At 53.4% G+C, this 12,793-nt stretch carries 9 protein-coding genes; all 9 read right to left on the reverse strand.

All coding sequences use genetic code 11. The features are described from left to right. Positions 1-80: 80 nt before the first annotated feature. Positions 81-446 carry a hypothetical protein gene (locus KFE80_04120; protein ID UTW46090.1) on the reverse strand — a complete coding sequence of 122 codons (366 nt, stop codon included), beginning with the start codon at positions 444-446 and terminating at the stop codon, positions 81-83. Next, positions 443-1,138 (reverse strand): tetratricopeptide repeat protein, encoded by a 696-nt coding sequence (locus KFE80_04125; protein UTW46091.1) that lies wholly within the window; start codon positions 1,136-1,138, stop codon positions 443-445. The genes KFE80_04120 and KFE80_04125 overlap by 4 nt, the downstream gene beginning before the upstream one ends. Beyond that, complete coding sequence (locus KFE80_04130) at positions 1,125-3,992, reverse strand: tetratricopeptide repeat protein (GenBank protein ID UTW46092.1); 2,868 nt, start codon at positions 3,990-3,992, stop codon at positions 1,125-1,127. Before KFE80_04130 ends, KFE80_04125 begins: the two co-directional genes overlap by 14 nt. Continuing rightward, the gene (locus tag KFE80_04135; protein UTW46093.1) at positions 3,989-5,875 is read right to left on the reverse strand and encodes a hypothetical protein; all 1,887 of its coding nucleotides are present in this window, start codon (positions 5,873-5,875) and stop codon (positions 3,989-3,991) included. The genes KFE80_04130 and KFE80_04135 overlap by 4 nt, the downstream gene beginning before the upstream one ends. 7 nt (positions 5,876-5,882) lie before the next feature. Further along, positions 5,883-6,416 (reverse strand): AraC family transcriptional regulator, encoded by a 534-nt coding sequence (locus KFE80_04140; GenBank protein ID UTW46094.1) that lies wholly within the window; start codon positions 6,414-6,416, stop codon positions 5,883-5,885. Between the two features lie 442 nt (positions 6,417-6,858). Then, on the reverse strand, positions 6,859-7,722 hold the full coding sequence (locus KFE80_04145) for a hypothetical protein (protein ID UTW46095.1): 864 nt from the start codon (positions 7,720-7,722) through the stop codon (positions 6,859-6,861). 104 nt (positions 7,723-7,826) lie between these two features. Continuing rightward, positions 7,827-9,374 carry a threonine ammonia-lyase, biosynthetic gene (gene ilvA, locus KFE80_04150; protein UTW46619.1) on the reverse strand — a complete coding sequence of 516 codons (1,548 nt, stop codon included), beginning with the start codon at positions 9,372-9,374 and terminating at the stop codon, positions 7,827-7,829. Positions 9,375-9,693: 319 nt separating this feature from the next. Further along, positions 9,694-11,541, reverse strand: a complete 1,848-nt coding sequence (ilvD, locus tag KFE80_04155) for a dihydroxy-acid dehydratase (GenBank protein ID UTW46096.1) — start codon at positions 11,539-11,541, stop codon at positions 9,694-9,696. A 162-nt stretch (positions 11,542-11,703) separates the two neighbouring features. Then, the gene (gene ilvC / locus KFE80_04160; protein ID UTW46097.1) at positions 11,704-12,720 is read right to left on the reverse strand and encodes a ketol-acid reductoisomerase; all 1,017 of its coding nucleotides are present in this window, start codon (positions 12,718-12,720) and stop codon (positions 11,704-11,706) included. Positions 12,721-12,793 lie beyond the last annotated feature (73 nt).

Below are 12,793 nucleotides of genomic sequence, written 5' to 3' on the forward strand. Positions count from 1 at the left end.
CGGCTTCGTAGGCTCAACAATGCCTATTTGAGGCGCAAATAACCGTGAACTGCCTAACAGTTTTGAGGCAGTTGGTTCAGCTATTTTTGGTTTTGTGGAGTGGTGCTCGAAAGGGGTACGGAACGGTGTTTTAACTGGCGCAGAAACTCCGCTCGCTCCACCGGCTGAAACAGCTCATCGAGGTCGCTTTGAAAACCCTGGCGCAGTGACTCTGGGCCATCCGGTGCCTGCCAGGGCACAATGTACAAAACTTTAGGCTGTTCACGGTTGCCGGTAATGGTGGATTGCAAAGTAAGGATAGTGGAACCCGTTTGCGGCTTTTTCGGCTCGGGCTTTTGTGCCTCGGATTGTTCCGCAACAGCGGAGCCACAAATGACCAAAAAAGCAACTGTGACCAATAACCGGGTTGCCGCCTTCGCTGCAATGACACTGGTTTTTTTTATCATGGTGTCGCTCCGTTATCTGCCAGGGCATTGATGCGACGTTGCAGATCCTTGATCCAGGCGGCAATGCGCTTATCCGGCTCTGTCAGCAGTTTCTGGTGCTGAGAAAAATGGTGCCGAGCTTGTTCAAGGTTGCCCATATAAAGCTCGCTGAGCACCGCCAGGTTGTAATGGCTTTCCGGATGATCGGGCCAAACGGCCAACGCCTGTTGGTACAGGTTTTCCGCCGCTTTAAAATCGCCGCCTTCCCGCTTTGTCAGCGCCAGCCAATTGTACGCATCCAGATTGTTGGCGTTGGCGCGAATGCTTTCCATAAAATAATCTTCCGCCAACTTCGGCTTACCCATATGGCGATAGCAGATTCCCAAGTTCAGGTAAGCACCAGAAAGCTTGGGGTAATCAATAGTGATTTGCAGCAGTGGCTCTTCTGCCTGTTGCCATTGGCCATTATCCATGGCCGCAAGTGCTTGCGCAAAACGCTTCTGCGCCGCTGCCGGAATTGATTTTCGGTTTTCAAGATAGGGATTTATCGATGCCTGACTTTGCTCATCAGCAACTGCTTGTTTGCTTTCTTCTGGCTCGTTTTCTACCACTGTTTCGGCTTGATCGCCGCCACTTAATAACGGCAGTGAGCCGCAACCGGTTAACAGCAGAGCAGCGGCAAACAAAGCCAGAATTTTTTTAGTAAATATCACGGCTAACCTCTACCATTTTTTCCGGCTTTTGATAGCGCCCTGGCATCAATTCCGCCAGCGCTGTAAAACTCTGTTTTACCCATTGATCGTAGATACCCTGCCAGCTGCGCTGGGCATTGCGCTGGTGAATATCAATGGCGGTTTCCTCAAAGGGATAGGCCTGTTCCTCAAGCAGCAGGTCGTACTGCTCCAGTTCCAACTCGCTCAACTTGGGGCGCTGGGAGTTCATTAAATCGTTGCTCAACTGCGCGTAAACATCCCCCAGGCGGAAGCTCGCCTGGGTGGTGAATTCCTGTACGCTGTAGTCCAGAACCCCCTGATAAGCGGCAATGGTTTTTTCCATCGCGGCACGCTTTTTCTTGAGGCTTTTTTTCAGGGGCAGTTTTAAGGCGATGCGCTTAAATTTGTCGTATTCGTCACCGGCCAGCACGTTGGCAGAAAATGCCGCCAGATATTGAGAGCGCTGGTTGTCTTTACCTGCCTGTTTATGGCCTTCAATCAACTTGCGCAACCAGTAACGGCGTTTCTGTGGCTCATCTGTGGTCACGTAAAATTGGCTCATTTTGTAACGCGCCTCGGTCACCACCGCAAATGGCTCTGGGTAGCTGTGGGCGTAATCGCGAAAATGCTCAATGGCTTGCGGCCAGTTTTTGGCTTTTTCGTACATCTCAGCTGCCAGGTACAAGGACTCCCTTTTTAATTCCGGGTCGTCACTGGCAGCGGTCATCTGCAGCAACGATTCTGCGGCGGGCTCCCATTTTTCCTGTTCCTGGTACACCTTGGTCAACTTGGCTGGAACCGTCGCCGTTAAAGGGTGCCTGCTGTAACTGCGACGAAACGCCACTAACACCGCTTCAGCCTGCTGCCACTGAGCCAGTTCCATTAAGTAAGCCGCGGCATCGTACTGACCTTTGATCGCAATTTCCGAGCCTGGTGAGATTGACTGAATGCGCAGCAGCTGCTCAACCGCTGCAGCTTTATTATCCGCCACGAGCAATTGTTCACCGCGCTTGAACACCGTTGCCGCCAATCGCTCGGTGGTTTGCTCCCTACTCTGCTGGTGCTTTTTGCCCACCATCAGTTGCAGAGCACCGCGATAGGCGTTTTCAGCCAACTCGAATTGCTGTTGTTCAAATTGGCTGTGCCCTTGCACCAACCAGGCGGTACGACGTAACTCTTCCGCTGGTTGCGGCTGCCAGGCACTGACCTGCTCGGCGGCGGCAATGGCGCGAGGGTAATCTTTTAACAGCAGCAACTGCTCGGCAGACTTGGTCAATACCGGCACGGCGCGTTTGTCATTGCCGTAGTTATCCGCAAAGCGCTGGGCACTGTCGATTTTTCGGTACTGCCATTGTTGCTGTTGATCTGCGGTCAGTTGGTTTTTTTCAACAGACAAATGCTGATCGTAGGTCAGAATTGCCGAATAGCCGGCCTCCGCACCGTTGTCTTGGCTGCGGTACTCATAAGCCACTTGTTCGTAAGCATCGATGGCGGCGGGTAAATCTTTACCTTCGTACAGGCTCTCAGCCATTAAAAAGACAGTATTGGGCGTTGCCTTGTCATCAGGAAAGGTGGCAACAAATTCCCGGTAGTAGCCAGCGGCCGCCAGAAAAGTTTTTTGGACTTGCTGCGCGGTAATTTTGGTTTTTGAGGTTTTCCTAGACAATGAGTTATCCGCCAGCTGGCGCTGTTGCACCTGGGCTTCAGCGTGTTCGTATTTAGCCAACTCACTCAAGTAGCTGTGCAGATGCGGGCGCAACGTATCGCGAACCGTTTCGTCTTTGCGCTGCCAGAAATTACTGGCAATGCCATAGTTGCTCACGAAATTACGCTTGGCGTCCAACACCAATAAGGGGAAGCTACCCTTGCCATAAACCTCAATGGTTTTTACGTTAAACAGCGGTGCGCGATCGTGGCCGGGATAGGCTTTTACAAAAGCGAGGAAGGTATCGGCGCTGTCCTGGTAGCGCTCTTTGTCTAAATACAGATCGCCCAACTGTTGATACAACAAATGCTGGTAGTGACGCTCGCCCTGCTCTGCCGCCATTTGTGCAATGGTCTTAGCACCATCCAGGTAGGAGAAAACCAAACTCATCACCCGCAAGCTATCGTCAGCGATATCTCGCTGGGACCGAGGTAATTTCTCCAGGCTATCTGCTTCAGGGAGCAGTTTATCCAGCACCAGGGCAAAGGAATCCAGAGAGTCCAGGTAGCGATTGCGCTTGAACTGAGACCAGCCGTGCATATACAGCGCATTGCGATAAAACGCGCTGTCGCTGGCTTGTTGGTGATCGATTACCGCAGCGTAGGCTTCCCCAGCACGGCGGTAATCGCCCTGGCTAAACAGCAATTCCGCACGGCGAAATTGGGCTTCGCCGTAATAATCGGATTGGGGGTATTCACCGACCAATCGATTCAGCTGCACCATGGCCTGATCCAATTTGCCATCCAGCTCGTAGGCTTTCGCCAATTGGTACAGCAAACGGTCGTTGCCGGAATGGTTGGGGTGGTTTTTCAGCAGCCCTTGATACAGATCCACAGCCCCCTGGTAATAGGGTCCGGTGTCGCCACTGTCCAGCTGACGCTGCTCACTTTGCAGCATTTCCAGGCCAGCCAAACGGCGTTCAATTTTGCGGCGAATTTCCGGGTCTTCAGCAATTTCCAGAGCAGATTGGTAATGGCCCACAATATCACCCAATGTGGGTTTAGGTGGTTGGCGATCCACTGCGGGCAACTCCACCGGCTGCAATTCTGCCAAGGTGGGTGGTGGTGGCGCTTTCTTATCGCCAAGCCCTATCCAACTGCAAGCGGTTAAAAACAGCAATGCAAAAGCCATTGAAGTGAGGCGCATCATGGGTTCACCTCCTCACCGGTTTCCTCTGCGTAACCACCGCTGTCGTACAAACGAGCCAACGCCAAACGGGCTTGGGATTGGTAATAACGCAACCGCTGGCGCTGGCGCTGCAATTCCGCCACAACCACGGCACGAAATTCACCTTCCGCCTTATCAAGAGCACCGGCAACGGCCTGTTCTCGGCCAAGTAGACGCTGTTGTAAAGCATCCAGGCGAGCCTGGTAAGGCGCAATATCCGGTGCTTGTTCAATCACGTCCTGCAAATGACGATAATTCTCCACCGCTTCCAGCAGCTGGGTTTGAAACTGTTTTAATGACTTTTGCTGTTGCCACAGGTTATCGGGAAACTGCTCACTGGCCTGCCAATACAACAGCCCACGGCTGCGCCGCAACATTTCCTGATATTCAGTTTGCTCGACATCTGACAGTTCACCAGCGGCCTTGAGTCGCGCCAAGTGACGCTCAGCACGCACCACTCGCTGCCACAAGTCGGCGGTGTCGCCATCCACCAACGCCATTGGGTCGCGACTGTCGATAATGCGCTGCAGATCCGCGGTACGCTGATCCCCCTGCGCCATCATTTGTTCCAGCTGCGCTGCAAACTGGCGCTGCTCAATGGATTGCAACTTGTCACCTCGCGCCTGCTGCCGCTGTTCCAGCAAGTGCTGGAAAATATCCAGCTTTTGCTGCCACTGTTGCAGCTGTTCCCGCATTCCCAGCAACCGTTGTAGGTCACCGGCACGATTTTGCAGGGGTTGGAGGCTGAGAAAATCCGCCAGGCGATCCAGGTTATTGGTGCTGGCCAATTCATCGTCATCACTGGCCGACAATTCCAATGCAGCCAGCAAGTCTTCGCGAGTCAGGCTGACCGCCATTTGCTCCACCTCGGCCAGTTGATCGGTGTAGCTGTTTTCCGCGTCCAGATAGGCTTCCAAAGCCTGACCCGGTGATTCCAGTTTTTCGTAAACGTGAGGAATCGCCAACAGCGCTTCCTGAACACTGGCATCGAAACTGGAGTGCTCCCCCAGCTTTTGCCAGGCGGACAGCGCCATCGGGTACTGTTGCAACTCCATGGCCGACCAGCCATAACCCAACAGTGCGCGTTGAATCAAAGGGCTGTGCAGGCGCACCTGAATAAATCGGTTCATGGCACCCTGGTAATCTTCCGCCAACATCAGGGTGTAGCCGGAAGCAGCCAGCGCTTTGTCTTTTAACGCCCGGTGTTCTTCCTCTTCCAGCTCCAGGCCAGTCAGAGCATCCAGGTAACCCACACCCAGTTCGCGGTTACCATCGCGAATATGGGCGGTGCCCAGATTGTAGTAAATGTAGGGTAACCAAGGGGTTAATTCCGTCTGTTGGCCAAACATCTGTTCGGCCTGCACATAGTTCTGTTGTTTGAGAGCGATATTGATGGCGAGAGACTGCAATTCATCGGCCATGGCTTTGGGCAGATCACCCTGTACCCGTTGAAGGCTGCTGTCCGCACCCTGCCAGTGGCCCTGTTGATAGCGCAGTTTTCCCAGGTAAAACCAGGCGGCATTGCGCACTGATTCCGGGGTATCACTGCTAATCAGGCGCTCAAACACCTCGGTGGCCTGGGGCTCCATATCCAGTGCCAGATTGAGACCACCGCGCATCAGTTCACCGGCATCCCCATGGTTTTGAATGCCACCGCGCTCCTCGGCAATCAGCAACTCGGTTAAAGCCGCCTGGTAGTTGTTTTGAAAATACTGGTAGAGCGCAGTTCCGTAGCGTAAATCTTGAACGGTGGATGGTTTTTCGGTTTTCGCGGCCGTGGCTGGCAGCGCAACCATCAACACACAGGCAGCGATCGGGCGAATCAGGTTGTGCAGTGTCGGCAATGTGAAACAACAGCGGCTCATTGCAAAATCACCATTCGCGAATTTCAAATTCCGGTTGCTGCTTGGCGCTGGAATCGGTAATTTTCAATTCCAGCTGCACTGCTTCGGTGCCTTTATTCAGGGTCGCGGTTGCACCCCGTTTGTAAGCGCGGCCATTGGGGCCCTCACCGGTAAAAAATGCACTGACTTCGTGGGCGCCGGATTTGATATTCCCCAGGTATAAGCGCTGCACACCGCCTTGATAAAGCGCCTGGGTTTGCTGATCGGTGTACAGATAGCTGGCGACCATATCGTCGTCAATTTTGAGTTTTACCGAATCGAGCCGGAAATAGTGGCCCACATCCATAGACACAAACACCGCCACCTGGGTATGAGTGGGAAACAACAGCTCTTCCTCAAGAATCAGCAAATCCCGGTTCAGCTCCTGAACACTCTGGGTCAGATCGGCAACGGTTTCAGGGTCAGTTGGCAGCGACGGCTCCTCTGTCGGCGCAGTTTCCGCCAACACAGACAAATGCAGACCCGCCAGTGCGGCAATCAAAAATTTTTGGATATTGGTCATAGCTAACGCTCGGTGGCCCCGGGGTTGTTCACATTAATTATTATTCGTCAGAAAACCGAGGCCAGATAGCAACAGGCACTTACATCAACAGATGGCAACGAGAACTGCGTCTCAAAAACCCTGTTACAGGGCGGTTTTCCAACCTATAGAGCGAGTCTAGCGGGGATACTGGGGAAACTTTGTGCTGTGGAGCACAAGTTGGGGAAGAGCTTCAGTAGCCTGTATTTAGCAAGGCTACTGAATCACACAGGGTGATCTATTAACACAGCAACAAAATAAATGAAGAGTTAATAGTTCGGCACATGGATGTGCCGACGCCGACACAGTCGGCGCGAGCTCAATAAAATCCAGACCTTCTTATCTAAGTAAGTGCGCAACATCGCCAGATTTTATTGAGCGACTATTATTTATGTGAGGGATCACATAAATAATTGCCAGGTTACTAAGGAGCGATTTCAGACAGCAAATCCGGGTTAGTCACCAGATTTCTAACACCATGGGCGTGATCTTCGTTAAACACATTGCCTTTGCACCATTGGCCAACAGACTCAATAGACACTTTGGCAACCTTGGGGCGAACACTCCAGGACACCTGGAACGGAGAGCCCTTTTCGTTATAACTCGGCCCCGTAGTGGACCCCTCGTACTCAACGGGGGTGCCGGTATTGGTGGGGATGTTCAATGCCTGGTGATAGCCATCACGGACACCGTGTTCTGTGAGCTGACCAAAATCCAACGCATTTTTATCGTTCACCAATACGAACACCTGGCCTTCCACTCGCAGCTGTGGGTTGCCTATGGATTCACTCAAACAAGCGCCCAGCGTTGGACCCGGTTGAACCTGGGCAGTGGAGTGCACGTAGTGAAGTTCAATGGTATCGCCAGATTGCAAACTGCTGTATTTGCCGGAGCAAACCGCTGCTTTCAACGGCTTTTTCTCAGCGCTACTGAGGTGACCCGAATACTGATAGCCGCTGCCGTAGCCTTTGCCATCACCATTACCCGCATAATGGGTAAATTCACCGCCTTTGTGCTCGGCATTTTTGTGAAAGTGGATATTGCACAGGTTCATTTTTGAAGACGCAGGAGCGGTATTGAAACTGCGCTGATTAACACCGGCCGAGGAGTCGATATCACGGGGCGACTGCGGCCCAAATCCAGCCCCTTGAGTGCTGTTTGCAAGTGCCGTTCGCTGCTTTGCAATTACCGAATCGGATACCGATTTATGCGACGCGGAACCGGCGAGTGCACCACCTGCGGCTACGCTCAATAGCGCAACTCCTGCAACAACAGAATAATATGTCATCACTACCCTCTACTCTTGATTATTGGAAAGTCTTAGCTGTTGAAAATCCAAGTATAGACCTTGGGCACTAGTGATGGTTCTGCCAGAGGGATAGCGAATGATATTTAGCTCCGGCTGGCCAAAAACATCTGGTAAGCCGGATTGCTGCTCTCATCGGTATACAGGTAGCCCAAGCGATCTAAGTGCTCGATAAACTCGGCCATTTCTGCATCGGGCACTTCAATACCCGCCAAGGCCTGCCCCACCGAAGCGCCGTGATTGCGAAAGTGAAACAAAGAAATATTCCACTTGTCACCCAGTACCTCCAGAAACCGCATCAAGGAGCCAGGAGTCTCGGGGATTTCAAAGTTGAACAGGCGTTCGTTTTGCAGCCCTCTTGGAGACCCACCCATCATATAGCGCACATGGAGCTTGGCCAGCTCGTTGTCAGAGTAATCATCCACCCAATACCCTTTCGCCACCAATGTCTCTTTAAGAGCTGGCAACTCCCGGTCGGCGTCTTGCATCTGCACGCCGACAAAAATATGGGCTTCGGCATCCGCCACATAGCGGTAGTTAAACTCAGTAACCGGGCGCCCTTCCATAGCGGCACAAAAGCGCCGAAAACTGCCTTTGCATTCAGGAATTTTCACCGCCAGCAGCGCTTCGCGACGCTCACCCAATTCGCAGCGCTCTGAGATATAACGCAGAGTGTGAAAGTTGAGGTTGGAACCACTGAGAATTGCCGCCAGGTTGCGATCATTGTAGCCGTGCATTTGCTGGTGCTTCTTCAACCCGGCCAGAGCCACTGCTCCGGCGGGCTCGGCCACAGCGCGGGTATCTTCAAAAATATCTTTGATGGCGGCACAGATCTGATCCACATCCACTTGCACCACTTCGTCTGTGTACTCTTTGGCAAGGCGATAGGTTTCTTCGCCCATGCGCTTGACCGCGACACCGTCGGCAAACACGCCGACGTGCTCCAAATCGACCAATTTACCTGCTTCCAGGGCGGCGGCAAAGCAGGCAGAGCCATCTGACTCCACACCGACAATGCGAACATCCGGACGCATCTGTTTCAGATAAACCGCAACACCAGCCAACAGACCACCGCCACCTACTGGTACAAAGACGGTATCCAGCTCCGGGTTCTGCTGTAATAGCTCTTTGGCCAGCGTACCCTGGCCTGCAATCACATGGGGGTCGTCAAACGGGGGAATCATCGTCCAACCCTTTTCTGCTGAAAGCCGTTTGGCCTCAGCACCGGCATCATCAAACGCGGCACCGTGCAAAACCACATTGCCACCCAGAGCACGTACCGCATCCACTTTAATATCCGGAGTGGTTTTGGGCATCACAATGGTGGCTTTAATGCCCAAACGACTGGCGGAGTAAACCACCCCTTGCGCGTGGTTACCCGCCGAAGCCGCCACAACCCCCGCGGCTTTTTGCTCCGCGCTCAAGTTCACCAGTTTGTTGTAAGCGCCACGCAGCTTGTAGGAATGCACCGGTTGCCGGTCTTCTCGCTTCAAAGAGACTTTGTTTTGCAAACGCTCAGACAAACGAGGCATATCCGACAACGGAGTCACCACTGCCACCTCTCCCACCGGGGCCAGTAAGATCTGGCGCAAATATTCCGCAGCACTGGGTTGATCCGGCTGAGCATCCAGCATTTTTTCTGTGTCATTGGCGCTGTTATTCATGCTGCATTTCCTGAGCAGTTGAGCATTCTGCGAACATAAAAAAACCCCGCTTGATCAAAGCGGGGCTTTACTGTTCGGTGGCTGGTGAGCCTTATTCGAACCGTAAACCTTCCCGCCGGAATCCGGTAATGATCCCGGCGAAAATTTTGTTAAAGCTGTTGTATGCGATGTTGTTCATCGATTGGGGCCTTGGTAAGCCTTGACAACGAGCCACATATTATTGACATTTTTATCCAAAGTAAATGACATTTTTTGCCAATTCAGCTTAATAAACCTTGAAGTAGCAAAACTACTCCTCAAAAAGGCCCAAATCCCGAACTGCACCACGATCCGCACTGGTGGCGTGCATGGCGTAGCTCTTCAAGGCTACCGACACTTCACGCTGGCGATCTACTGGTTTCCAAGCTTTTTTGCCTTTGGCTTCCATAGCTTCGCGGCGCTGGGCCAGTTCGTCATCGGAGACTTTCAGTTCGATGCGGCGAGCGGGGATATCGATATCGATGATATCGCCCTCTTCCACCAGGCCGATGGTGCCGCCAGAAGCCGCTTCCGGGGAGACGTGGCCAATGGACAGGCCAGAGGTACCACCAGAGAAACGGCCGTCGGTAATCAGTGCACACTTGGTCCCCAAACCTTTGGATTTCAGGTACGTGGTCGGGTACAGCATTTCCTGCATACCGGGGCCGCCTTTGGGACCTTCATAGCGAATCAGCACAATATCGCCAGCCACTACCTGATCGCCCAAAATCGCGTCTACCGCCGAATCCTGGCTTTCAAAAATACGGGCGCGACCGGTGAACTGGTAACACTCTTTTTCCACACCAGCGGTTTTTACGATGCAGCCGTCTTTGGCGATATTGCCGAACAGTACTGCCAGGCCACCTTCCGGGCTGTAGGCGTTGTCGATGGAGCGAATGCAGCCGTTTTCACGGTCGTCGTCCAGAGTTTCCCAACGGGTGCTTTGGCTAAACGCCTGGGTGGTGCGAATACCGGCGGGGCCAGCGCGGAAGAATTCTTTGGTTTCTTCCGGGCAATTGGGGCTTTTGATATCCCAGCGGTTGATTACATCTGCCAGGTTTTCACCGGATACATGACCGACACTGGTGTCGATCAAACCGGCGCGATCCAGTTCACCCATCAGCGCCATAATGCCACCGGCACGGTGCACGTCTTCCATATGGTAGAGCGGCGTGGCCGGGGATACTTTGCTGAGGTGCGGCACCTTGCGCGACAACGCATCGATATCCGCCATGGTGAAATCCACTTCCGCTTCCTGAGCCGCCGCCAGCAGGTGCAATACGGTGTTGGAGGAACCGCCCATGGCAATATCCAGCACCATGGCGTTGTTGAACGCGGTTTTGGTGGCGATATTGCGGGGCAATACGGAATCGTCATCGTCGCGATAATACTGTTTGCACAGGTCAACAATGCGGCGGCCGGCGCTGCGGAATAACTTTTCACGATCGGCGTGAGTGGCCAACATAGAGCCATTACCTGGCTGCGAAAGCCCCAGCGCTTCTGTCAAACAGTTCATGGAGTTGGCGGTAAACATGCCGGAGCAGGAACCACAGGTTGGGCAGGCACTGCGCTCGATGGCCTCGCTTTCTTCGTCGCTTACATCGTCCTGTGCACCCGCCACCATGGCGTCCACCAAGTCGATTTTTTGTGGCGCTAATTTGGTTTTGCCCGCTTCCATGGGTCCGCCGGAAACAAAGATCGCTGGAATATTTAGGCGCATGGCGGCCATCAGCATTCCCGGAGTGATCTTGTCGCAGTTGGATATACACACAATGGCATCGGCGCAGTGGGCGTTGACCATGTATTCGGCGGAATCCGCAATCAAGTCGCGGGACGGCAAGCTGTAGAGCATCCCGCCATGGCCCATGGCGATACCGTCGTCCACAGCGATGGTGTTGAACTCTTTGGCAACACCACCAGCGGCGCGAATTTCCTCGGCCACCAATTGCCCAAGGTCCTTGAGGTGAACGTGGCCAGGCACAAACTGGGTAAAGGAGTTACAGACCGCGATAATGGGTTTGCCGAAGTCGTCTTCACCCATGCCGGTTGCGCGCCACAGGGCACGGGCACCGGCCATATTGCGGCCTTCGGTGGTGGTGGCAGATCGTAATTTGGGCATTTTGGTACTCCAGTTGTGGGGGGCTGCTAACTGCGTCATTCCCGCGCAGGTGGGGATGACAAACTCTCTAAAACAAAACAGGCTTGATGCATCGCACCAAGCCTGTTTTTAGCGTGCGACGTCTGCTTTCTGTGTAAACGTAAGGCGACGTGCGATCGTGGATCAGTTTTTCTCTTTGTCGACGATCTTATTCTCAGTAATCCAGGGCATCATGGCACGCAACTGAGCACCCACTTGCTCGATGGGGTGCGCGGCATTGTTGCGGCGCCAGGCAGTCATCTCTGGGTAGTTGGTCTGGCCTTCCAGAATAAACTTCTTGGCATACTCGCCGTTCTGGATGTTTTTCAACGCTTCGCGCATAGCCCAACGAGACTCTTCGTTAATCACCTGCGGACCAGTCACGTACTCACCGTACTCGGCGTTGTTGGAGATGGAGTAGTTCATGTCGGCGATGCCGCCTTCGAACATCAGATCAACGATCAGCTTGAGCTCGTGCAGACACTCGAAGTATGCCATTTCCGGGGAGTAGCCCGCTTCGGTCAGAGTTTCGAAGCCCATTTTTACCAGCTCAACACAGCCGCCGCACAGTACCGCCTGCTCGCCGAACAGGTCAGTTTCGGTTTCGTCTTTAAAAGTGGTTTCAATAATACCGGTACGACCACCGCCCACGCCCATGGCGTAAGACAGGGCAACATTCTTGGCGTTGCCGGAAGCATCTTGATAAATGGCGATCAGGTCGGGGATACCGCCGCCGCGAACAAATTCAGAGCGCACAGTGTGGCCCGGCGCCTTAGGGGCAACCATGATCACGTCCAGGTCTTTGCGGGGCTCTACCTGGTTGTAGTGAATGGCGAAGCCGTGAGCGAACGCCAGAGTAGCGCCCTGCTTCAGGTTGGGTTCAATTTCGTTTTTGTACAGCTGGCCCTGGAACTCATCGGGAGTCAGGATCATAACCAGGTCGGCAGAAGCGACCGCATCAGCCACGTCGGCAACCTGCAGGCCATGGGCTTCGGCTTTAGCGCGGGAAGAAGAGCCCGCACGCAGACCAACGGTAACGTCAACGCCGGAGTCTTTCAGGTTACAAGCGTGTGCGTGACCTTGGGAGCCGTAACCGATGATGGATACTTTTTTGCCCTGGATAATGGAGAGGTCACAATCTTTGTCGTAATAGAGTTGCATAGAGTTCACCGTTAGCTCTGGTTTAAATAATTTGTTTGAAGAAGTGGCGCACACCATAGGGCAATACTTGCGT

This window comes from bacterium SCSIO 12696 (assembly GCA_024397955.1).
Lineage (GTDB): Bacteria > Pseudomonadota > Gammaproteobacteria > Pseudomonadales > Porticoccaceae > SCSIO-12696.

Excerpts from the sequence above, each read along its gene's own strand:
- KFE80_04120 (UTW46090.1), bottom strand. The coding sequence starts at position 446 with ATGATAAAAAAAACCAGTGTCATTGCAGCGAAGGCGGCAACCCGGTTA.
- KFE80_04130 (UTW46092.1), bottom strand. The coding sequence starts at position 3,992 with ATGATGCGCCTCACTTCAATGGCTTTTGCATTGCTGTTTTTAACCGCT.
- KFE80_04135 (UTW46093.1), bottom strand. The coding sequence starts at position 5,875 with ATGAGCCGCTGTTGTTTCACATTGCCGACACTGCACAACCTGATTCGC.
- KFE80_04140 (UTW46094.1), bottom strand. The coding sequence starts at position 6,416 with ATGACCAATATCCAAAAATTTTTGATTGCCGCACTGGCGGGTCTGCAT.
- KFE80_04145 (UTW46095.1), bottom strand. The coding sequence starts at position 7,722 with ATGACATATTATTCTGTTGTTGCAGGAGTTGCGCTATTGAGCGTAGCC.
- ilvA (UTW46619.1), bottom strand. The coding sequence starts at position 9,374 with ATGCTGGATGCTCAGCCGGATCAACCCAGTGCTGCGGAATATTTGCGC.
- ilvD (UTW46096.1), bottom strand. The coding sequence starts at position 11,541 with ATGCCCAAATTACGATCTGCCACCACCACCGAAGGCCGCAATATGGCC.
- ilvC (UTW46097.1), bottom strand. The coding sequence starts at position 12,720 with ATGCAACTCTATTACGACAAAGATTGTGACCTCTCCATTATCCAGGGC.